Raw genomic sequence first — 20537 nt, forward strand, 5'->3', positions numbered from 1 at the left:
GTTGAGCGCAAGCTCATCACAGGACTGGCCGATCTGTCGTTTACCGACCAGGCGCACAACGTCGTCTTCATCGGCGGGCCGGGCACGGGCAAGACCCATCTGGCAACGGCGCTGGGCGTCTCAGGGATTACGCGTCATGGCCGGCGAGTGCGCTTTTACTCGACGGTCGATCTGGTCAATGCGCTCGAACAGGAGAAGGCCGCTGGCAAAGCCGGGCGGCTTGCGCTGTCGCTGCGCAGCATGGACCTGGTCATCCTCGATGAGCTGGGCTATCTCCCCTTCAGCCAAGCCGGCGGCGCCTTGCTCTTCCACCTGCTCTCCAAGCTCTACGAACACACCAGCGTGATGATCACGACCAACCTGACCTTCGGGGAATGGGCCAGCGTGTTCGGCGACGCCAAGATGACGACGGCGCTGCTGGACCGGCTGACGCATCACTGCCACATCGTGGAGACCGGTAACGAGTCGTGGCGCTTCCAGCACAGCAGCGCGGCCGCCAAGTCCCGCATCCAGTCAAGGGAGAAGAGCAAGCGGGCTGTAGCGTCTGAAAGCGACGGGGCTGACCCGTTCTGAGCCGGCGCGACGCGGGGGAATCTGCTTCGGGCTACGCCCTTCGCAGATTCCCCCGCGTCGCCTCTCCCTCGCTCGACAGCAAGCACACAGGAGGGCAAACAGGACCGCGAATCCGATACACTTATCCACAGCTGCAGCAATGACGAGCAGCTATCGCCCCTGGTCAAAATTCAACCGGTACACCTGGTCAATATTGGACCGGCGCCGACACGTGGTGCTCTATGGCACGACTTGACACTGACTTGACGGTATCAGACACGGGTGTCCGGGCTGCTTCAGCCGCTGATACCGTCAAAGTACGGGGGTGATTCGGCTCTGATACCGTTAGCCCCGCAGAAGACGCTGTCGCTGATACCGTCAGACGAGGGGCGAAAGCCGCATCTGATACCATTAGCCCTCAGCATTCGAGGGGGGCTCCCCGTTGGAAAGGGCTCGACCACCCCTCAGTAGGGCAGTTTTGAGGGAGCCGAGGGCGATGCCGGTACGATGGGACAACATGAACTGGATGGAGCTAGCCAGGTGACCCCGCTGAGACGCGGCAATTTGTCGGTATCGTTGTCGGTATCAAGCCACCCGCATCAGGCCGAAAGCCTTGCTACACAATGGTTTCCACGATGCTATTGACAATCGAGTGGAATAAATGATTCCGCGTCTGGCACAGCCAGGCACCTGATGGCATGAAATGCCGCTAAGCCCGCGTAATTGCGGGCTTTTTTTTGTTTGTGTTTGGCACGATCTGGCAACGGGAGGAAGCGCCAAGCACCGTTTGAGCATGGCATTAAAGCTGGTATTATGGTTTGGCGATGCCATGATTGATGCCGATACCATGCTGCGTTCTTTTGTGTGTTCATGGTATTAATATTCTATAAGTTACTGTTTCGTAAGAAAAAATACGATAAATTCGAGATTTTTTCAGCATGGTATCGGAGACGAAGAAGGACAAGGTACATGCTGACCGATACCAAGCTGCGCAATCTCAAGCCCAGGGACAAACTCTACAAAGTGAATGACCGGGAAGGTCTCTATGTGGCAGTGACTCCAGCCGGCTCCATCTCGTTCCGTTACAACTACTCAATCAACGGTCGGCAGGAGACCATCACCTTTGGGCGTTATGGTGTCGGTGGCATCACCCTGGCCGAAGCCCGCGAGCTGTTGGGTGACGCCAAGAAGATGGTTGCGGCGGGCAAGTCGCCGGCCAAGGAGAAAGCCCGAGACAAGGCGCGGGTGAAAGATGCAGAGACGTTCGGTGCCTGGGCGGAGAAGTGGCTGCGTGGCTACCAGATGGCCGACTCCACCCGCGATATGCGCCGCTCGGTTTATGAGCGTGAGCTGAAGCCGAAATTCAGCAATCAGAAGCTGGTGGAGATCACCCACGAAGACTTGCGGGCGCTGGCTGATGCCATTGTTGAGCGAGGCGCACCGGCCACCGCCGTTCATGTGCGTGAAATCGTGTTGCAGGTATTTCGCTGGGCCATCGAGCGTGGGCAGAAGGTCGAAAACCCGGCAGAACTGGTGCGCCCAACAAGCATCGCTCGATTCGAGCCACGTGACCGAGCGTTGACGCCAGAAGAAATTGGGCTGATGTACCAGTACATGGAGCGAGTGGGCACAAGCCCAACAAACCGTGCGGCGGCCAAGCTGTTATTGCTGACGATGGTGCGCAAGAGCGAGCTGACCAATGCGACCTGGAGCGAGATCAATTTCAGCGAAGCGTTGTGGACGATTCCAAAGGAGCGGATGAAACGCCGTAACCCGCACCTGGTATTTCTGTCCCAGCAGGCTCTGGATATTTTCATTGCCATGAAAACCTTTGCCGGTGGTTCCGACTTCGTTTTGCCATCACGGTACGACTCGGATGCGCCGATGAGCGCTGCCACACTTAACCAGGTGCTGACGCTGACTTACAAGGCGGCGCAGAAAGATGGGAAGTCACTTACCAAGTTCGGACCGCATGATTTGCGGCGCACAGCCAGCACGCTGTTGCATGAGGCCGGCTACAACACCGACTGGATCGAGAAGTGCCTGGCGCACGAGCAGAAGGGCGTGAGGGCTGTCTACAACAAGGCTGAGTACCGCGAGCAGCGGGCGGCGATGTTGCAGGATTGGGCCGATATGATTGATGAGTGGACTTCGGGAGGCAGTAAGGGTTGATGTTTTTGCTATCTTTGATAGCATTGAAGTTGATGCCGTGAATTTATAAATAAGGCCGCCATTGGCATCGGGCAGGTCAATTACCGATTAGCTGCTTCGCGCAGCTACTCGATGAATAGCAACTATTCATTTGAGAGGTATTGACCCATGCAAAATATAAAGACCCTCATCAACAGGAAGAAGCTCCTGGAGATGATCCCGCTTTCGACACGAACAATTTATAACCTGGAGCAGCGAGGGGATTTTCCACGCCGTATCGCGTTAACCAGTAGAAATGTCGCCTGGGATTTGTCAGAGGTCGAAGAGTGGATTGAGGCACGTAAATCATCGGGTGATCAAGCTGCGCGACCTGGCCCTATAGAGGGCTAGTTATATGGCTCTTGATCTTATGGCGGCTTTCACGGAATTGCCGCCACCCATTGATTATGTTCTGCCTAATATGGTTGCTGGCACTGTTGGTGCTCTTGTGTCGCCTGGTGGGGCTGGTAAATCCATGTTGGCCCTTCAATTGGCTGCACAGATTGCAGGCGGGCCTGATTTACTTGAAATAGGCGAGTTTCCCACCGGGCAAGTGGTCTATCTGCCTGCTGAAGATCCACCGGCCGCTATTCACCATCGTCTGCACGCCCTTGGGGCACACCTCAGCGCAGCGGAACGGCAAGCCGTGGCTGATGGTTTGCTCATTGAACCCTTGATCGGTAAATGCCCAAACATCATGGCTGCTAGCTGGTTCGATGCTCTCAAACGAGCCGCTGAAGGTCGTCGCTTGATGATCTTGGACACTTTGCGGCGCTTCCACATTGAGGAGGAGAACGCTAGCGGGCCGATGGCGCAGGTTGTTGGGCACATGGAGGCCATAGCCGCTGATACAGGCTGCTCCATTGTGTTTCTGCACCACGCGAGTAAAAGCGCAGCCATGATGGGGTCGGGCGATCAACAGCAGGCCAGTCGTGGATCGTCCGTACTGGTTGATAACATCCGTTGGCAATCGTACCTATCCGGCATGACGCAAGGCGAGGCCGAGATACTGGGGGTCGATGATTGTCAGCGTGGGTATTTTGTCCGCTTTGGCGTCAGCAAGGCCAACTATGGCGCACCTTTTCAAGAACTCTGGTTTAGACGGCACGACGGCGGCGTGTTGAAGCCTGCTGTACTGGAGCGGCAGTGCAAGGTGAAAAGGAGACAGCGTGAAGAAGCCTAAGCATGACCTGACCCACGTCCGACATGATCCCGCGCACTGTTTGGCACCTGGCCTGTTCCGCAGCCTCAAGCGTGGCGATCGCAAACGCTGCAAGCTGGACGTGACCTACACCTTTGGCGAGGACGAATCCATGCGTTTCGTCGGATTCGAACCTCTCGGGGCCGATGATATGCGTCTTTTGCAAGGCATCGTGGCCCTTGGCGGCCCGAACGGCATCTTGCTAACCCCGGAACCGACCAGTGAGACGGGGCGACAGCTACGGCTATTCCTTGAACCCCGTTTCGAAGCCATTGAGCAAGACGGCTTGGTGGTTCGTGAGAGCCTGACCAAACTGCTCTCAGAAACGGGCATGACGGATAGCGGCGACAACATCAAGGCGCTCAAAGCCAGCCTGCTGCGCATGTCGAACGTCACCATCCTTGTGACGAAGGGACGGCGGCAAGCCGCGTTCCACCTGATGAGTCATGCTTTTGACGAGACGGACGGCAGGCTATGGGTTGCCCTGAATCCGCGTATTGCCGAAGCGATCCTGGGGCATCGTCCATATGCCCGTATCGACATGGCGGAAGTGCGGGTGCTACAGACTGATCCGGCACGGCTGATGCACCAACGGCTATGCGGCTGGATCGACCCCGGCAAATCCGGGCGCGTGGAACTGGACACGCTTTGCGGCTATGTCTGGCCAGATGAAGCCAATGCCGAAGCTATGAAAAAACGCCGTCAGACTGCCCGGAAGGCACTGGCCGAACTTGCCGCCGTGGGTTGGGTAGTGAACGAATACGCCAAGGGAAAATGGGAGATCAAGAGGCCTGGCCCCACGGCAACTGCACCCGTTTACCGTCGTAACGTTCCCTTGTTACCGTCGTAACGCTCCCCTTCTGCCGTCGTAACGTTCCCCGTCCCAATTTGGAAAACCCAGACGGTGCGCTGCTTTGCGGGCAGTTTGGGAAATCCATCCAAGATTATCTAAAGATAATCCATCATGCGCGGTGCAGCTCGCGCCTTGAGGGCGCGTTCTGACCTTGCCAATAAAGCCCTGGCGGGCTTTATCAATCGGCCATAGGCCGATGGTTTAACGCCAAGAAGAGAAGGCGGCTTCAGTGGCCGCTGAAACGCCTTGTGAGAGGGGAAAACAACCCGGAGTCCCTTATTCCATGAGCTGAAGCAGAATCTGCGTCTAACGGTGCTGGAGGGCCGCTGTGTGCACTTGTAGTTATCTGTACTGAAACCTTGGCTCGAAACGTGAAATGGCTAAGCAGTGCCCATTCGTTCGGTAAGAATAATAAGAAGATTATTATTCTTATTATTACCAAGCAGGAATGAGCCGTGTGTGTTGGACGCCCATAACCAGTAACCTGCGTGAAGGTGTCAACATCAGGAAAGGTTGCCCCTCAAGTATCAATACGTCGCCTTAGTGGTATGACGGGAGGGGAGGCAAATTTCTTGTGTTCATTGACACTTGAGGGGCGGGTTATGCCCTTCTTTTTTGGCGTCCAACTCGCCCCATCGGGGCGAATGGTTTGTGTCGATTGTTGGCATTTTAGGTTCCGATTTAAAGCCGATTGAGCAGCGATTTTGAAGCGACTATGTCGATTGCAGGCCGATTTGGTGACGATTACGGTTATGTTGCCAAGAATCGGTGTTTGTTTGACGATAAAACGCTTTACGTTCGATATGCGCTAGATTTTCAATAGTGGGTGAAATGCGGGCAGGATGGGTGAAGTTAGCTAACCGGCAAGCCGGTTATCTATCTTCACTGTCCCTTATTCGCGCCGGGGGCACTCAACGGGAATCCTGCCCTGCGGGGCTGATCGGCTACCGCCGGTTGCAAGAGTATAGGTCTTGCTATTTTTAATATCTTTGATAGCATGGTTGTCGGGTACACCAAAAGGGTATTGATATGGCAAATGTGCTTATCAGGAATTTACCCGCCGAGGTGCACCGTGCGTTGAAAGTTCGAGCAGCGCTCAACGATAGGAGCACCGACGCGGAAATACGCGAAATACTGACGGCGGCAGTACAGCCGCTAGAGCTTGAAGAGATTGGCCGGGAAGTTGGCTTGTCCGAAAGCGATAAAAAAACAGAGTAGTTTTACGTTTGTAAGTCCGGGCCTCAGCGCCAAGGGCAATACCGATCAGCTAGTGGCGTAGCTCTTCGATGAAACGTTGCCGAGAACAAGCACAACGCTTGGTCAAGGCAATGCCTTCTTTTCATCGACGGAGTACGACCATGAAGTCCAAAATTTTAGCGGCTAAAAAAACCGCTCTAGCCGTTGCACTCGCAACCGGCTTTATCACCACTACCACCGCCCCTGTGCAAGCTGGTATCCCCGTCATCGACGGCGGCAACCTGGCCCAGAACATCATGACGGCCATCGAGTCGGTGGCGCAGACGCTCAAGCAGATTGAGCAGTACCAGACCCAGTTGCAGCAGTACGAAAATCAGCTCCAGAACACGATGGCCCCAGCCGCGTATATCTGGGATCAGGCGCAGACTACGATCAACCGGCTGATTGCCGCGCAAAACACGCTGGCCTATTACGAGAACCAGCTAGGCAGCCTGGATCGTTACCTGGCCAAGTTTCAGGACGTGGCCTATTACCGCAGCTCGCCATGCTTCAACGGCAGCGGCGGATGCACGCCGGCCGAAAAGGCAGCGATGGAAGAGAACCGCCGCCTGGCGTCAGAGTCGCAAAAGAAGGCCAACGATGCCCTGTTCCAGACCGTTGCCGACCAGCAAAAGGCTTTGAAGGATGACGCCCGTACCCTGGAGCGGCTGCAAGGCGCGGCCCAGGGTGCAACTGGCCAGCTACAGGCCATCGGCTACGCCAACCAGCTCGCCAGCCAGCAGGCCAATCAGCTCTTGCAGATTCGCACCATGTTGACCGCCCAACACAACGCGGAGGCAGCCCGGATTGCAGCAGAACTCGATGCCGAGGCGCGAGGTGATGCCAGGGCCGAGCAAATGCGTACCTGGACGTTTCGCCCGAGTCCGGCAGACAACTACTAGGGAGGCGGTGAGATGAAAAAAATCTTTTTTACTACCGCGGCTACGTTGCTGTTGTTGGCTGGATGTGAACAGGAAAGGATGCCCGAACCAAATGCGGCGACGTGTGCCCCCGATGCGTTCCAGGCAGCACTGAATGAAATGCGCAGCGAAGCGAACCGAGAGGCCTTTACCGAGGAATGCAGAGCATTCCAGAAGGCCAAGCAGATGCGTCAGTGGGAGTTCAAGCCCAGCCCTAAAGATGATTATTGAGGTGGTCGCCATGAGAAAGAAAATTGCTCTAGGTGGCTTGATGATGGTCGCCACAATGGTGCTGGCTGAACCTGCAATGGCGCAGGAGCTAAGTAGCAGCGGTGTTATGAATGATGTGCTCAAGCGTTTTCATGATGCTGCCGCAACATGGGGGCCAGCTATTGAGTCCGCTGCATCGCGTTTGTTCTGGACGCTGGTTGTGATTTCGATGGTCTGGACATTCGGCATGATGGCTTTGCGCAAGGCCGACATTGGCGAGTTCTTCGCGGAGTTCGTTCGCTTCACGATCTTCACCGGCTTTTTCTGGTGGTTGCTGACGAATGCGAACCAGGGCATGAATATCGCCGGTACGATTGTTCAGTCATTGCAAACTCTGGGCGCGCAGGCGGGGGGACTTTCCAATAGCAATCTTGGGCCCTCCAGCATCCTTGATCTTGGTTTCGAGTTATACAACCGCACAGTACAGGCCACCTCGGAGCTGGGATGGCGGCAGATGGCAACTGCTCTGGTCATGGAGCTAATGGCCCTGGCTGTTTTGTTTGTCCTGGCGTTGATTGCGGTCAACCTGTTGCTGTTGCTCGCATCAGCCTGGATTCTGTTGTATGCCGGTGTGTTCTTCCTTGGCTTTGGTGGAAGTCGTTGGACTTCCGACATGGCGATCAATTACTACAAGACCGTGCTGGGCCTGGCCGCACAGCTTATGGCAATGGTGCTTCTGGTTGCGATTGGCAAAGAGTTCATCAATCACTACTACACGCAAATCAGCGAGAACATGGCATCCCAGGAACTGGCCGTGATGTTGGTTATATCGGTCATCTTGCTTTTCTTGGTCAACAAAGTTCCGCCGATGATTTCTGGTCTTGTGTCTGGTGGTGGTATTGGCGCAGCCGGTGGAATTGGAAACTTCGGTGCGGGTGCGGCAGTTGGGGCGGCGGTGACGGCGGCCAGTATGGCAACTGGCGGCGCTGCCCTGGCAGGTAAAGCGGTTATGGGTGCCGCAGCCGGTGCAGCCGGAGGTGCAAGTGCACTCCAAGCGGCTTTTCAGAAAGCATCAGCGAGTATGGAAACCGGCGGTGACATGTCCAGCATGGGGTCAGTTGTCAGCAGTGGCGGAAACGGTGGTGGTGAAGCGGGTACTGCTGGCAGTAGCCCATTCGCCCAAGCGGCTGGCTTTGGTGACAGCGGCAGTAGCTCAAGCGGTGGCGGCTTTGCCAAGGCCGCGAAGCTGGCCACAGGCACGGCCTCCGAGTTAGCCAAGGGTGTCGGCTCTCAAGTGAAGCAGGGATTCCAGGAGCGAGTGAGCGAAACCACAGGCGGAAAACTGGCTGCTTCGATACGCGAAAGCATGGAGCCGAAAGAAGCAAGCCAATCTGGCCAGTTCGAGGGCAATAGCTTGGGCGCCGATTCTGGCCCAGATAGTAACGAAGTCAGGAGTTAGCACGATGACGACATCAACATACATGGCCGCATTGGCGGCCCTGGATGAAGCGCCAAGGGAAGAAGTCAGCCAGGTATTTATTTCGCCGCTGGGTGATCAATCGACCGAGGTCGATGCAGAGACAGAAACAGCCGCTTTTGTATCACGGCCAGACCCTATGAGAGAGAGCGAAACTAAGCCGATAAGTATTGAGGTTAATGGCGGCAGGAATGAGCGGTCAGCATTCGCGGAGGCGGCGGGGCTGTACCTGTAGGCGCACCGGGCTGGCCACAACCAGCCCGGCACTTTCAATCAACACCTACTGGAGAGGTGAATTATGACAACACAACATATTATCGAACCAGGGCAAGCAGTGCATCAAGCAGCGGCTATTCTTTCTTCTTTGGAGTACATCAACCAAGCGGAAGCGCGGAGCCTTGGGCCATTGGCCGAAGCCGTCGCTAATGCTTTTATGGTGGTGTACTACCAAGCTGAAACGGGCCGGGCGACACAGGCTGATTTTCAAGAAGCAATGAACGCCTTGCGCCAAGCGTGCAGCTAATGACGAAAGGGCGGCCACTCGAACTGGCCGCCTTTTTCAATCTTCACTGTTTGGCCATTCCCGACCCACAGACGGCGCATCCATCCATTCGCGTTCCTCCGGCGGCAGCGGGTAAGCCCCGGATGCTTCCGCGTCGGCCAGTAGTTCGGCCAGTGTGTAGCGCACCCGACCAGTGGAAACGGCGCGGGCCGGGTCGGCCTTCTCATGCAGCCTGTTCTCTAGGTTCTTTGGGTCTGTCATCGGGCGACCTCAGCAAGCATGGATACTAGGTGTTCCAGGTCAGTGATCGAATGCGCCAGGAAGCGGCCGGCGCGGCAATCTGCAATCATTTCCTCAGTTTTTTCCTACTCATGTTCAACCTCGTTCGTACCAGCTCTTCGAGCGATTCACCACGCGCACGACCAGCAGCATCACCGGCACTTCGACCAGGACGCCGACCACGGTTGCCAATGCAGCGCCGGAGTGCAGACCGAACAAGCTGATGGCGGCCGCCACGGCCAGCTCGAAGAAGTTGCTGGCACCGATCAGGGCCGAAGGACAGGCGACAGAGTGCTTTTCCCCCGCCCGCTTGTTCAGCCAGTAGGCTAACCCGGAATTGAAGAACACTTGAATCAAGATCGGCACGGCTAGCATGGCGATCACTAACGGCTGCCGGATGATGGCCTCGCCCTGGAAGGCGAACAGTAGAACCAACGTCAGCAGCAGCGCGGCCATCGACCACGGCCCGATCTTCTGCATGGCCCGTTCAAAGGCGGCCTGTCCTTGCTTGAGCAGATGCCGCCGCAAGAGCTGCGCCAGGATCACCGGCACGATGATGTAGAGCACGACCGAAATCAGCAGCGTGTCCCAAGGCACCGAGATCGAGGACATGCCCAGCAGCAGGCCGACGATGGGCGCGAAGGCCACGATCATGATGGCGTCGTTCAGAGCCACTTGCGAGAGCGTGAAAAGCGGGTCGCCGTTGGTAAGGCGGCTCCACACGAACACCATTGCCGTGCAGGGCGCGGCGGCCAGCAAGATCAAGCCCGCGATGTAGCTGTCCAGTTGATCGGCCGGCAGGAACGGAGCGAACACTTGTCGGATGAACAGCCACCCCAGCAGGGCCATCGAGAATGGCTTGACGGCCCAATTCACGAACAGCGTGACGCCGATGCCGCGCCAATGCTCTTTGACCTGGTGCAGCGCCCCGAAGTCGATCTTGACCAGCATCGGGACGATCATTACCCAAATCAGCAGGCCCACCGGCAAATTGACCTGGGCCACTTCCATGCGGCCTATGGCCTGGAACACGTCAGGAAGGCCCTGGCCGAGCGCAACACCGGCGACGATGCACAGGGCCACCCACAGCGTCAGGTAACGCTCGAAGCCGCTCATCGGGGCCTGGCGCGGCTTCGCGGCGATGGCCTGTGCGCCGGCGCTCATGCTTCCTGCTCGGTCTTGCCGATGTTCGCCAGCTCGCGCTTGATGGCCGTCTGGTCAAGCATTTTGAGAGGCAGATTCACGAACAGGCGGACGCGGTTCATCATGTGCCGGAAGGTTTGTTCGAAGGCCCGGCGCTTCTCGGCGTCAGTGCCTTCGACGGCGGCCGGGTCTTCAAATCCCCAATGCGCCGAGATCGGCTGACCAGGCCACACCGGACACATTTCGCCGGCGGCGTTGTCGCAGACGGTGATGATGAAGTCCATCTTCGGTGCGTCGGGCGTGGCGTACTCGTCCCAGCTCTTGCTGCGCAGATTCTCGGTCGGGTAATTCACCGACTCCACCTTTTCGACGGCGAAGGGATTGACCTTGCCGGTTGGGTGACTGCCGGCGCTGTAGGCGCGGAAGCGCCCTTGCCCCATCGTGTTGATGAGAGCTTCGGCCATGATGCTGCGCGCCGAATTGCCGGTGCAGAGGATGAGGACGTTATAGATTCTTTCGGTCATGATGTTTCGCTTTCTGGTAGTGGCTGGGGAGCAATGGCGATGGATGAAAGATCGGTGGCCTCGTCGATGACGTGGCCGGCCGCTTTCCGTTCGGAATAGCGGTCTGTCAGTGCTTCACGGTGCGGCCGTACCAGCGCCGTGAAGCGCACCAGTTCTTCCATCACATCGGCTATTCGGTCGTAGTACGGCGAGGGCTTCATGCGGCCCGCCGCGTCGAACTCTTGGAACGCTTTGGCGATACTCGACTGGTTCGGAATGGTGAACATTCGCATCCAGCGGCCGAGCAGACGCAAGGTGTTCACGGCGTTGAAGCTCTGCGAGCCGCCGGATACCTGCATCACGGCCAGGGTGCGGCCTTGGGTCGGCCGGATGCCGGCCATTTCAAGCGGCAGATGGTCAATCTGCGCCTTCATGACACTGGTAATCTGACCGTGGCGTTCCGGGCTGCACCAGACTTGTCCCTCTGACCACTCGGACAGGGCGCGCAGCTCCTTGACGGCCGGGTGATCGTCGCTTTGCACTTGATCGGGCAACGGCAAATCGGACGGGTCGAAGATGCGTGTTTCTGCGCCAAAGAATTGCAGCAGCCGGGCCGCTTCCTCGACGGCCAGCCGTGAGAACGAGCGGGCGCGCAGCGAGCCATACAGCAGCAGGATACGCACCGGCGGGGCGTCGGGTGCCAGCCCGAGCGCCGGGCGCTCGATGGCAAAGGATTTGTCCAAAGCGGGCAAAGAATCGGGGTCGGAAAGATGGCGAAGTCTCATGCCAACACCTTCCCGGCTTCCGTGGTGCAAGACAGGTTGCACACCTGGCCGCCGCAGCAGTTTTCCGTGAGAAAGGCCACCAGGTTAGTGGCCGTCGAAAAGTTCGCCTCGTAGATCACAAATCGGCCTTCTTGCCGCGACGTGACCATGCCGGCGTGTGCCAGCTCTTTCAGGTGGAAGGATAGCGAAGACGGCGGGATGCCGGCCGCTTCGCTGATTTTTCCGGCGGCCATGCCGGCGGGGCCGGCCTGGACGAGAAGCCGGAACACCGCGAGGCGCGATTCTTGAGCGATGGCCGCCAGGGCGGCTACAGCATTTATCGTTTCCATGTTTCAATAATAGTCGAAATATGGAGTGTGCTCAATAGCTCATTTAAGCTGTAAAAATGAGCTAGGCGCATTTAGATCGATATGTGATAAATTGGCCTGCCAGTTTAAGATGGGTGCATTTGAGTATGCCCAAAGGAGCCCGCAAGTATGCGCAGGACGAAGCCAGTAGCCGCGCCGATGGTGGCGCGGGTCTATCTGCGCGTCAGCACCGACGCGCAGGACTTGGAACGCCAAGAGGCGATCACTACGGCCGCGAAGGCCGCCGGCTACTACGTCGCCGGCATCTACCGTGAGAAGGCATCCGGCGCACGCGCCGACCGGCCTGAGCTGCTGCGCATGATCGGCGACCTACAGCCCGGCGAGGTGGTCATTGCCGAGAAGATCGACCGCATCAGCCGCCTACCTTTGCCCGAGGCCGAGCGCCTGGTGGCCTCGATACAGGCCAAAGGCGCACGCCTGGCCGTCCCTGGCGTGGTCGATCTATCCGACCTGGCGGCCGAGGCCCAGGGCGTCGCCAAGATCGTGCTGGAAGCCGTGCAGATCATGCTTTTTCGCCTGGCCTTGCAGATGGCCCGCGACGACTACGAGGACAGGCGCGAACGCCAGCGCCAAGGCATTGAGTTGGCCCGCCAGGCCGGGCGGTACAAGGGCCGCCGTGCTGATCCGAAGCGCCGCGCCCAAGTTGTCGCGCTGCGCAAGTCCGGCTACAGCATCAACAAGACCGCCGAGCTGGCCGGGTACAGTGCGGCCCAGGTGAAACGGATATGGGCCGAGGTCAGCCAGGCCGAAGCGAAGCAGCACGGCGCGTTCGTGGAGGACGCATTGACGGAAGCCGATGCCCTGGCCGCTGTCGGCCAGGATGAGCGCCAGGAGGAAAGGGCATGAAGAAGCCGAACCAAGACGACGAGCCGTTTTTCATCACCGAGGAGATTGCGGCCGAAATGATCGCCGGCGGCTATGAGTTCGAGCTGCCGCCCATTCCTTGCACCATCCGCCTACGCGACGTGCTGGAGCGCATGACCGATGCTGAGCTAGCATTGCAGCCGGGCGAGATCGCCGACCAGGAGCGTGAACGCTGCCGGCGCAAGCCGTGTTCAACCTCATGATCTGGTCATGGTATTTTTCATGGCACTGAGCCTGATAGTTCTTGCAAATTGTTGTCACTAAAGGGTTTTGTGTGCTTGTTTACAATCGAGTGGGAGTGACGGGCACTGGCTGGCAATGTCTAGCAACGGCAGGCATTTCGGCTGAGGGTAAAAGAACTTTCCGCTAAGCGATAGACTGTATGTAAACACAGTATTGCAAGGACGCGGAACATGCCTCATGTGGCGGCCAGGACGGCCAGCCGGGATCGGGATACTGGTCGTTACCAGAGCCACCGACCCGAGCAAACCCTTCTCTATCAGATCGTTGACGAGTATTACCCGGCATTCGCTGCGCTTATGGCAGAGCAGGGAAAGGAATTGCCGGGCTATGTGCAACGGGAATTTGAAGAATTTCTCCAATGCGGGCGGCTGGAGCATGGCTTTCTACGGGTTCGCTGCGAGTCTTGCCACGCCGAGCACCTGGTCGCTTTCAGCTGTAAGCGTCGCGGTTTCTGCCCGAGCTGTGGGGCGCGGCGGATGGCCGAAAGTGCCGCCTTGCTGGTTGATGAAGTACTGCCTGAACAACCCATGCGTCAGTGGGTGTTGAGCTTCCCGTTTCAGCTGCGTTTCCTGTTTGCCAGCCGGCCCGAGATCATGGGGTGGGTGCTGGGCATCGTTTACCGCGTCATTGCCACGCACCTGGTCAAGAAAGCGGGCCATACCCACCAAGTGGCCAAGACGGGCGCGGTCACCCTGATCCAGCGTTTTGGATCGGCGCTCAATCTGAATGTTCACTTCCACATGCTGTTTCTCGACGGTGTGTATGTCGAGCAATCCCACGGCTCAGCGCGTTTCCGCTGGGTCAAGGCGCCGACCAGCCCAGAGCTCACCCAGCTGACGCACACCATCGCCCACCGGGTGGGTCGCTATCTGGAACGGCAAGGCCTGCTGGAACGGGATGTCGAAAACAGCTATCTGGCCTCGGATGCGGTGGATGACGACCCGATGACACCCCTGCTGGGGCACTCGATCACTTACCGTATCGCTGTCGGTTCACAGGCGGGGCGAAAGGTGTTCACTTTGCAAACTCTGCCGACCAGTGGTGATCCGTTCGGTGACGGGATTGGCAAGGTAGCCGGGTCCAGCCTGCACGCCGGCGTGGCGGCCAGGGCCGATGAACGCAAGAAGCTCGAACGGCTGTGCCGGTACATCAGCCGCCCGGCGGTATCCGAGAAGCGGCTGTCGTTAACACGAGGCGGCAACGTGCGCTACCAGCTCAAGACGCCGTACCGGGACGGCACCACGCACGTCATTTTCGAACCATTGGATTTCATTGCAAGGCTGGCCGCCCTGGTACCGAAGCCCAGAGTCAACCTAACCCGCTTCCACGGGGTGTTCGCACCCAACAGTCGGCACCGGGCGTTGGTCACGCCGGCAAAACGGGGCAGGGGCAACAAGGTCAGGGTGGCTGATGAACCGGCAACACCAGCACAACGGCGAGCGTCGATGACATGGGCGCAACGGCTCAAGCGTGTTTTCAATATCGACATCGAGACCTGCAGCGGCTGCGGCGGCGCCATGAAAGTCATCGCCTGCATTGAAGACCCTATAGTGATCAAGCAGATCCTTGATCACCTGAAGCACAAAGCCGAAACCAGCGGGACCAGGGCGTTACCCGAAAGCCGGGCGCCACCGGCTGAGCTGCTCCTGGGTCTGTTTGACTGACGAGCCTGAAGGCCAACGATACCAATCAAAATGCTGCGTTCACAGCGCCGCGGCAGGGATCCGCCGTGCTGGTTGTCGGAAAAGGAGCCGCTAGTGGGAAAGAGGAGGGTAAATTTTCAGCGTTGCTGGCTCCCCGTCAGCCGGATTGGGTTGCATCGCAGGGGTGTCGAAAGAGTCAACTGCGGTCCAAAGCTGTTGGACTTGGGTGAAAAGGGCGTTTATTCTTCCTATACGTTGTCGGCAGCGGGCCAAAAAGGAATACGTCCATGCCCATCGAGGTGAAACCGGCTGTGAGCGCGGGTTCAAGCATATAGCCCGACAGGCGCGTATCCTTGCCGATCACGACACGATGGCGGTGGTCACCGCGACGAAAGACACGGCCAGCCGCCATGCCGACGCGCAAGGCGGTTTCCGCCGTCATCGCGCCTTCGTTGGCTTTGCCACGAATACCGTCTGTGCCGAAATATTTGCGCACCATAAGGTCGATTATCCTGTCGTCGGGTCGCCCTCAAAGGGGACATGCCTGCTGAACCGCGAATATAGAGAAATATCCCGAATGTGCAGTTAACGAATTCTTGCGGTTTCTTTCAGCGCCGCCAATACCGCCAGCCCGTCGCGCAAGGGGCGCGGCTCGTGTGTGCGGATGAAGTCAGCTCCACCTGCGGCGGCGGCAAGCTCTGCAGCGAGTGTCGCGGCCCCGACATCCCCCGGACCACGGCCTGTGAGCGCGCGCAGAAAGGATTTGCGCGAAACAGACAGAAGCACCGGCAAATCGAAGCGCAGCCGCAATTCATCGAACCGCGCCAGCACCGAGAGCGAGGTTTCGGGAGCAGCCCCCAGAAAAAACCCCATGCCGGGATCAAGGACAAGGCGGTTGCGTTTGATACCGGCACCCGTCAGCGCCGCGATGCGCGCGTCAAAGAACGCCGCAATGTGATCCATGATGTCGCCAGCGGGTGCCTCGCGCCGATCTGCCTGCCCGTCTTGCACCGAATGCATAACGACGAGTTTGGCAGATGATTTCGCCAATTGCGGATAGAACGCAGCGTCTGGAAAACCGCGAATATCATTGAGATAGGCCACACCACGCGACAAGGCATAGGCTTGCGTCGCGGGTTGATAACTGTCGAGCGAGACGGGAATGCCATCTGCCTTGAGCGCGTCCAGCACCGGCGCGATACGCGCGATTTCTGTGTCGGACGAAACAGGCGCGGCGTCGGGATTGCTGGATGCCGGACCGAGGTCGATCACATCTGCCCCCTCGGCCATCAGCTTACGCGCCTGCGCAATGGCTGCGTCTGGCGCCAGATACCGGCCTCCATCGGAGAAACTGTCCGAGGTTATGTTGACGATGCCGAAAATGATGAGCGATTTATTCATGGGGGCTTCTATAATAATAATAATCGAGCATGAGTCTCATACGGATGCTCGGGTCGAAAGGGAATCCCCAGGCGAGTAACCTGTTTGCGGTGATCCATTAGCTGCAGGAGCAGAAGAGCATACATCTGGAAGCAAAGCCAGGAAAGCGGCCTATGGAGCTGTGCGGCAGCGCTCAGTAGGCAATTTTTCAAAATATTGTTAAGCCTTTTCTGAGCATGGTATTTTTCATGGTATTACCAATTAGCAGGAAAATAAGCCATTGAATATAAAAGATAAAAATGTCTTGTTTACAATAGAGTGGGAGTAGAGGTTGAAAAATTATTCTTTTAAATCAATATGTTGCAGTGTTGTGCAAAAATAATTCACTGCAATCCAATATTTTTAAGTTGTTGATTTGAAATAGTCTTTACTCAGTACCTCCTGCGCATCAGGTGCTGTCAGGTGATGAATTTGACGGTACGGCTGACGGTACGAATGAGCTCTTTGCGCTAGGCCGCATTGGGGCGAGATCTGGTTGTCATAGAAATACCGTCCGTGACGGTAGGCATTGATCCCAGAAGCTAGGTTTCATGCGGGTTCGCAGGCATCTGTACGCCTCTTGATTGGTGACGGTATTTGGCCGTCTCGATCAGGAGAAAAATTTAGATGCTCACAGACCTCGCCCTTCGGAACCTCAAACCTCGCGCGACCCTTTACAAAGTTGCTGACCGCAACGGCATGTACGCGGCCGTCTTGCCGACGGGCTCCATTTCCTTCAGGTACGACTACCGCATCAATGGCCGGCGTGAGACGCTGATCATCGGCCGCTATGGTTTTGGCGGCATCTCGCTCGCCGCGGCGCGAGAAAAGCTGCTGGATGCCAAGCAACTGGTGCGCGACGGCATTTCACCGGCCCTGCAGAAGCGACGAGAGAAAGCTCGCGATCCCGAAACCAAGACTTTCAGTGACCATGCGACCCAGTGGCTTTATGGGGCCACCATGGCTGATTCGACGCGGTCGATGCGCAAGAGCGTGTTGGACCGGGATAACGGCAGCACGCTCAAGGCCACCACGGTGCTCGCGATGTTCCACTGGCTGGGCGTCAAACCGTCGTACTCGCGTCCACGCGTCTCAGACGACAACGCCTTCGTCGAGTCGTTGTTCAAGACGGCCAAATACCGGCCAGAATTCCCGGCGCACGGTTTCGCCAACCTTGAAGCGGCCCGCGCCTGGGGGCACGCCTCGAAAAGGCTTGACAGCGGAAATTTTTTAGGGCTGATCGGAGTTTATTGGCTCTAATACGGTGGCGTGGCAACCCGTAGGCGCCGCATATTGGTGGACGAGTTGAACGAAGGCGGCCTCGGGCAATGGTCGACCGAACAGGTATCCCTGGTAGGCATCGCAGCCGAGTTCTGCCAGAAAGGCACGCTGCTCCTCATTCTCCACGCCCTCTGCGATGGTCTCGAGGCCGAACGTTCGGGCCAACGCCAATATGGTTTCGATGATTGCTGCATCCGCGCTATTCTGCCCGGCTTGGTTTACGAAGGACCGATCAATCTTGAGCTGATTGAGAGGCAATTGGCGTAGATAGCTCAGTGATGAGTATCCAGTGCCGAAATCGTCCAGGGAAAATGCGATTCCATGATCCTTCAGGACATGCATCTTGTGGATGGTGTCTTGGGTGTCGCCGATCAGCAGGCTCTCTGTTAGCTCGAGCTTGAGGCGATGCGGCGGTGCCTGTGTAGAGGCCAGGATGCCAAGTACCTGAGTGGTAAATTCCGGCTCCCGGAATTGGCGAGCACTGATGTTAACGGCCAGCGTCAAATCGGAGAGCACTGGATCCTCAGACCACGCAACCAATCGCTGGCATGCGGTTTCCAGAGCCCAGTTGCCGAGCTCCACGATGAGATTGGACTGCTCGGCCACTGGGATGAAGATCGCAGGGCTGACGAGGCCTTTGTTGGGTCGGTGCCAGCGCAGCAGGGCTTCGGCACCAACGGCACGTCCGGTCGCGTCGACCTGGATCTGATAGTGCAGTTCGAGTTGTTGTTCTTCAACTGCCTGATGCAGGCAACTTGCCAGGCTGGCATAGTCAGCCGCGGTTTTTTGCATGGTCGGGTCGAAGAAGCGCAAGGTGTTGCGCCCGCTGGCTTTGGCTGCATACATCGCGAGTTCGGCATGTTTCAGAAGCTCTGCCGCATCGCCGTCCTGGCCATGAAATAGGGCAACCCCGATGCTGGATGTGCAGCGGTATATATCGCCGCCCACACGGTATGGCCCCTGGAGTCTTGCCAATAAGTTCTCGCCGATCGCGCGGGCATCGGCCTGTGCTGTCGCGAGCTTGGGGTCCAATTGTGTCAGCAGGACTACGAACTCGTCTCCGCCCCATCGAAAAACGGCATTGGGTTCATGCACCTGGTTCCGCAGGCGTAGTGAGATCTCCTGCAGCAGCTGGTCACCGAGCTTATGCCCTTGAGATTCGTTCAGGAACTTGAAGTTGTCTAAATCGATCAGGAGGATCGCTCCGCAGTTATCCTGCTGGCTCGAGCGGGCGCAGGCCTTCTGCACCGAATCCAGCAGCAGGTGCCTGTTCGGCAACTGAGTCAGCGTGTCGTAATAGGCCAGGCGTTCGATTCGTTCTTCGGCCTGTTTGCGTTGTGTGATGTCGACGAACGCACCGACGTAATGGGTGATCTGTCCTTGCGGATCACGTACGGCGGTTATGGCGAGCCATGCGGGGTAAAGTTCGCCGTTCTTGCGGCGGTTCCAGATCTCGCCATTCCATTTGTCGGTTTTGACAATGGAACACCACAGGTCTTGATAGAAGGATTTGTTTTGCCTCCCGGACTTGAGGGTCCGGACCGGTTTGCCCTGGATTTCATGGAGTTCGTAACCGGTGATCGCGCTGAAAGCACGATTGACGCGGATGACGTTTGTCTCGGCATCGGTGATGATGACTCCCTCCTGGGACTCGAAAGCCGTCGCCGCGACCCGCAAGTCGACCTCCGCCTGTCGCTGGGTCTCGGTTTTTTCGAGGAAGATATTGAACCATCCAATCAGCTGATTGATCTCCCGCAGAGATTTCATCTGCGGCATGCGCCATCCATCACTGAGCCGGTTCGCTCGAAAGTTCTGAAATCCATCGGATAGGGCGCGAATTGGTCGAATTACTCGTTGGTCGAATAGCCAGCTGGGCCAGATCACCAGCAGCAAGGCAATGACCAGCAGAACGCTCCCAATACGGGTTATGTCCCGGAGGGGGGCGAACAACTCGTTCTCGGGCGTCAGGCTGACGATATGCCAGTTCCACTGAGGGAGCCAGCGGAAATTCATCAAGGTAGGATGATTCTCGAGCTGTATCGCGAATGTCCCCTCGGGGGCGCCGAGCAGGTCGATGATATCAGGAGAAACGGCAAGACTGATTAATTTGGAGTCGGGATAGTAAAGAACGTTTCCTGTATCGTCGACGACCATCAGTTTCGATCCGCGCACTGTTCTTGGCTCATTCAGGTCTCGAAACAGGGCCAGAGGATCATAGTTGACCAGCAGCACCCCAAGTGGCTTCTGCAGCGCCCCGCTGGCATCGGTTTGCCACAGGGTCTGGCTGGCCACGATGACCTTGTGCTGATCTGAAGTAAGACTGATATTGCTACGTATGCCGTGCCAGCGGATCTTGCCGTTCGCTTGTCTGGACTCCTGCATGAGCCGCTCAAGTTCTGCCTGGTCGATGTTGCTTGTATCCAGTGTGTCACCGACACGATGATGTTGCCCGCTGTATGTGATCAGATCGATAGAGACCAGCCCTGCCAAGTTTCCGTAGCTATTCAGGATCGCACTGATCCGAGATTGGATGGAGAGCTCGTCGTGGGTTCGAAAGCGAAAGCTTGGAATGCGGCTTGCCGTGCTCTGCTGGCCCACGGGTTCGTCAGCCGCATGGCTAAGCGCAATCTTGATCTCATCGATCGTGCTGATATTGCGCAACAGGTCCTCGATCCGGTCGAGTTGGTGCTTCAGGTAGGCTTCTCGGTCGGCCAGCAGGTCCATGCTGTGTTGAAGAGCCATCCCTGAAATGGTGCTTCGCACGATGCTGAATGTAAGGACTTGATACAGCAGAAACGGAGGGATGCAGAGGGCGAGAAGAAAGCCTATCAATTTGACGGAAATGCTGTTCGGCAGCTTCATCTCTTG

General features: G+C 57.4%; 22 protein-coding genes and 2 pseudogenes. 16 read left to right on the forward strand and 8 right to left on the reverse strand.

Annotated elements, in window-relative coordinates:
* The 11 genes from istB to TBU01S_RS23135 all read left to right on the forward strand — a co-directional run.
* The coding region (istB, locus tag TBU01S_RS15275; RefSeq protein ID WP_068637679.1) for an IS21-like element helper ATPase IstB at positions 1 to 573 on the forward strand (573 nt) is incomplete at its 5' end.
* A gap of 948 nt (positions 574 to 1521) precedes the next feature.
* The gene (locus TBU01S_RS24535) at positions 1522 to 2724 is read left to right on the forward strand and encodes a tyrosine-type recombinase/integrase (protein ID WP_000954590.1); all 1203 of its coding nucleotides are present in this window, start codon (positions 1522 to 1524) and stop codon (positions 2722 to 2724) included.
* A 147-nt stretch (positions 2725 to 2871) separates the two neighbouring features.
* The gene (locus TBU01S_RS23120; protein ID WP_001179606.1) at positions 2872 to 3093 is read left to right on the forward strand and encodes a helix-turn-helix transcriptional regulator; all 222 of its coding nucleotides are present in this window, start codon (positions 2872 to 2874) and stop codon (positions 3091 to 3093) included.
* 4 nt (positions 3094 to 3097) lie between these two features.
* Positions 3098 to 3925: a helicase RepA family protein gene (locus TBU01S_RS15285; protein WP_001162384.1), complete on the forward strand. Its 828-nt coding sequence runs from the start codon at positions 3098 to 3100 to the stop codon at positions 3923 to 3925.
* The gene (gene repC, locus TBU01S_RS15290; RefSeq protein WP_000743064.1) at positions 3912 to 4793 is read left to right on the forward strand and encodes a replication protein C, IncQ-type; all 882 of its coding nucleotides are present in this window, start codon (positions 3912 to 3914) and stop codon (positions 4791 to 4793) included. Before TBU01S_RS15285 ends, repC begins: the two co-directional genes overlap by 14 nt.
* Before the next feature lie 1032 nt (positions 4794 to 5825).
* Positions 5826 to 6014, forward strand: coding sequence for a FitA-like ribbon-helix-helix domain-containing protein (locus TBU01S_RS23125; protein WP_000024442.1), 189 nt, complete (start codon positions 5826 to 5828; stop codon positions 6012 to 6014).
* A gap of 140 nt (positions 6015 to 6154) precedes the next feature.
* Positions 6155 to 6934 (forward strand): P-type conjugative transfer protein TrbJ, encoded by a 780-nt coding sequence (gene trbJ / locus TBU01S_RS15295; RefSeq protein ID WP_000836966.1) that lies wholly within the window; start codon positions 6155 to 6157, stop codon positions 6932 to 6934.
* Positions 6935 to 6946: 12 nt separating this feature from the next.
* Entirely contained in the window at positions 6947 to 7183 is a 237-nt protein-coding gene (gene trbK, locus TBU01S_RS15300) for an entry exclusion lipoprotein TrbK (protein WP_000718002.1), read from the forward strand.
* 10 nt (positions 7184 to 7193) lie between these two features.
* Positions 7194 to 8621 carry a P-type conjugative transfer protein TrbL gene (trbL, locus tag TBU01S_RS15305; protein ID WP_001405816.1) on the forward strand — a complete coding sequence of 476 codons (1428 nt, stop codon included), beginning with the start codon at positions 7194 to 7196 and terminating at the stop codon, positions 8619 to 8621.
* Positions 8622 to 8625: 4 nt separating this feature from the next.
* Positions 8626 to 8874 (forward strand): hypothetical protein, encoded by a 249-nt coding sequence (locus TBU01S_RS23130; protein ID WP_000213809.1) that lies wholly within the window; start codon positions 8626 to 8628, stop codon positions 8872 to 8874.
* Positions 8875 to 8937: 63 nt separating this feature from the next.
* A complete protein-coding gene (locus TBU01S_RS23135; RefSeq protein ID WP_000211355.1) occupies positions 8938 to 9162 on the forward strand; it encodes a type I toxin-antitoxin system ptaRNA1 family toxin in 225 nt (74 codons plus the stop codon).
* Between the two features lie 36 nt (positions 9163 to 9198).
* Here the strand turns inward: TBU01S_RS23135 and TBU01S_RS23140 are convergent, their stop codons facing one another.
* The 5 genes from TBU01S_RS23140 to TBU01S_RS15325 all read right to left on the reverse strand — a co-directional run bounded on the left by TBU01S_RS23140 (position 9199) and on the right by TBU01S_RS15325 (position 12180).
* The gene (locus TBU01S_RS23140; RefSeq protein ID WP_000131871.1) at positions 9199 to 9402 is read right to left on the reverse strand and encodes a hypothetical protein; all 204 of its coding nucleotides are present in this window, start codon (positions 9400 to 9402) and stop codon (positions 9199 to 9201) included.
* A 114-nt stretch (positions 9403 to 9516) separates the two neighbouring features.
* Complete coding sequence (gene arsB / locus TBU01S_RS15310) at positions 9517 to 10584, reverse strand: ACR3 family arsenite efflux transporter (RefSeq protein WP_001272375.1); 1068 nt, start codon at positions 10582 to 10584, stop codon at positions 9517 to 9519.
* Positions 10581 to 11087 carry an arsenate reductase ArsC gene (locus tag TBU01S_RS15315; protein WP_000140066.1) on the reverse strand — a complete coding sequence of 169 codons (507 nt, stop codon included), beginning with the start codon at positions 11085 to 11087 and terminating at the stop codon, positions 10581 to 10583. The genes arsB and TBU01S_RS15315 overlap by 4 nt, the downstream gene beginning before the upstream one ends.
* Complete coding sequence (gene arsH, locus TBU01S_RS15320; protein WP_001239389.1) at positions 11084 to 11851, reverse strand: arsenical resistance protein ArsH; 768 nt, start codon at positions 11849 to 11851, stop codon at positions 11084 to 11086. The genes TBU01S_RS15315 and arsH overlap by 4 nt, the downstream gene beginning before the upstream one ends.
* Complete coding sequence (locus TBU01S_RS15325) at positions 11848 to 12180, reverse strand: ArsR/SmtB family transcription factor (protein WP_000447876.1); 333 nt, start codon at positions 12178 to 12180, stop codon at positions 11848 to 11850. Before TBU01S_RS15325 ends, arsH begins: the two co-directional genes overlap by 4 nt.
* A 177-nt stretch (positions 12181 to 12357) precedes the next feature.
* Between TBU01S_RS15325 and TBU01S_RS15330 the strand changes: the two genes are divergently transcribed.
* From TBU01S_RS15330 to TBU01S_RS15340, 3 genes are all read left to right on the forward strand, one after another.
* Positions 12358 to 13065, forward strand: coding sequence for a recombinase family protein (locus TBU01S_RS15330; RefSeq protein WP_017781383.1), 708 nt, complete (start codon positions 12358 to 12360; stop codon positions 13063 to 13065).
* Complete coding sequence (locus TBU01S_RS15335) at positions 13062 to 13286, forward strand: hypothetical protein (RefSeq protein WP_000743213.1); 225 nt, start codon at positions 13062 to 13064, stop codon at positions 13284 to 13286. The genes TBU01S_RS15330 and TBU01S_RS15335 overlap by 4 nt, the downstream gene beginning before the upstream one ends.
* A gap of 210 nt (positions 13287 to 13496) precedes the next feature.
* Complete coding sequence (locus TBU01S_RS15340) at positions 13497 to 14990, forward strand: IS91-like element ISCR2 family transposase (RefSeq protein WP_001120888.1); 1494 nt, start codon at positions 13497 to 13499, stop codon at positions 14988 to 14990.
* Between the two features lie 175 nt (positions 14991 to 15165).
* On the opposite strand, the gene TBU01S_RS15345 is transcribed toward TBU01S_RS15340, so the two are convergent.
* Positions 15166 to 15468: a phosphoglucosamine mutase gene (locus tag TBU01S_RS15345; protein ID WP_000251875.1), complete on the reverse strand. Its 303-nt coding sequence runs from the start codon at positions 15466 to 15468 to the stop codon at positions 15166 to 15168.
* An 86-nt stretch (positions 15469 to 15554) separates the two neighbouring features.
* Entirely contained in the window at positions 15555 to 16370 is an 816-nt protein-coding gene (sul2, locus tag TBU01S_RS15350) for a sulfonamide-resistant dihydropteroate synthase Sul2 (protein ID WP_001043260.1), read from the reverse strand.
* A gap of 645 nt (positions 16371 to 17015) precedes the next feature.
* Between sul2 and TBU01S_RS24825 the strand changes: the two are divergent.
* A pseudogene (locus tag TBU01S_RS24825) lies at positions 17016 to 17270 on the forward strand (Arm DNA-binding domain-containing protein); the annotation flags it as partial.
* Positions 17271 to 17372: 102 nt separating this feature from the next.
* Positions 17373 to 17588 (forward strand): annotated as a pseudogene (locus tag TBU01S_RS24830) (integrase core domain-containing protein); the annotation flags it as partial.
* Positions 17589 to 17618: 30 nt separating this feature from the next.
* On the opposite strand, the gene TBU01S_RS24835 reads toward TBU01S_RS24830, so the two are convergent.
* Entirely contained in the window at positions 17619 to 20531 is a 2913-nt protein-coding gene (locus TBU01S_RS24835) for a bifunctional diguanylate cyclase/phosphodiesterase (protein ID WP_068637682.1), read from the reverse strand.
* Positions 20532 to 20537 lie beyond the last annotated feature (6 nt).

The sequence above is a fragment of the Thauera butanivorans NBRC 103042 genome (assembly GCF_001591165.1).
GTDB classification, from domain to species: domain Bacteria; phylum Pseudomonadota; class Gammaproteobacteria; order Burkholderiales; family Rhodocyclaceae; genus Thauera; species Thauera butanivorans.

Coding starts and splice junctions, on each gene's coding strand:
- arsB (WP_001272375.1), bottom strand. CDS start 10,584: ATGAGCGCCGGCGCACAGGCCATCGCCGCGAAGCCGCGCCAGGCCCCG.
- TBU01S_RS15325 (WP_000447876.1), bottom strand. CDS start 12,180: ATGGAAACGATAAATGCTGTAGCCGCCCTGGCGGCCATCGCTCAAGAA.
- TBU01S_RS15315 (WP_000140066.1), bottom strand. CDS start 11,087: ATGACCGAAAGAATCTATAACGTCCTCATCCTCTGCACCGGCAATTCG.
- TBU01S_RS24535 (WP_000954590.1), top strand. CDS start 1,522: ATGCTGACCGATACCAAGCTGCGCAATCTCAAGCCCAGGGACAAACTC.
- TBU01S_RS23140 (WP_000131871.1), bottom strand. CDS start 9,402: ATGACAGACCCAAAGAACCTAGAGAACAGGCTGCATGAGAAGGCCGAC.
- TBU01S_RS15335 (WP_000743213.1), top strand. CDS start 13,062: ATGAAGAAGCCGAACCAAGACGACGAGCCGTTTTTCATCACCGAGGAG.
- TBU01S_RS24835 (WP_068637682.1), bottom strand. CDS start 20,531: ATGAAGCTGCCGAACAGCATTTCCGTCAAATTGATAGGCTTTCTTCTC.
- TBU01S_RS23135 (WP_000211355.1), top strand. CDS start 8,938: ATGACAACACAACATATTATCGAACCAGGGCAAGCAGTGCATCAAGCA.
- TBU01S_RS23120 (WP_001179606.1), top strand. CDS start 2,872: ATGCAAAATATAAAGACCCTCATCAACAGGAAGAAGCTCCTGGAGATG.
- TBU01S_RS15330 (WP_017781383.1), top strand. CDS start 12,358: ATGGTGGCGCGGGTCTATCTGCGCGTCAGCACCGACGCGCAGGACTTG.
- TBU01S_RS23130 (WP_000213809.1), top strand. CDS start 8,626: ATGACGACATCAACATACATGGCCGCATTGGCGGCCCTGGATGAAGCG.
- trbK (WP_000718002.1), top strand. CDS start 6,947: ATGAAAAAAATCTTTTTTACTACCGCGGCTACGTTGCTGTTGTTGGCT.
- sul2 (WP_001043260.1), bottom strand. CDS start 16,370: ATGAATAAATCGCTCATCATTTTCGGCATCGTCAACATAACCTCGGAC.
- trbL (WP_001405816.1), top strand. CDS start 7,194: ATGAGAAAGAAAATTGCTCTAGGTGGCTTGATGATGGTCGCCACAATG.
- trbJ (WP_000836966.1), top strand. CDS start 6,155: ATGAAGTCCAAAATTTTAGCGGCTAAAAAAACCGCTCTAGCCGTTGCA.
- arsH (WP_001239389.1), bottom strand. CDS start 11,851: ATGAGACTTCGCCATCTTTCCGACCCCGATTCTTTGCCCGCTTTGGAC.
- TBU01S_RS15340 (WP_001120888.1), top strand. CDS start 13,497: ATGCCTCATGTGGCGGCCAGGACGGCCAGCCGGGATCGGGATACTGGT.
- TBU01S_RS23125 (WP_000024442.1), top strand. CDS start 5,826: ATGGCAAATGTGCTTATCAGGAATTTACCCGCCGAGGTGCACCGTGCG.
- TBU01S_RS15345 (WP_000251875.1), bottom strand. CDS start 15,468: ATGGTGCGCAAATATTTCGGCACAGACGGTATTCGTGGCAAAGCCAAC.
- TBU01S_RS15285 (WP_001162384.1), top strand. CDS start 3,098: ATGGCTCTTGATCTTATGGCGGCTTTCACGGAATTGCCGCCACCCATT.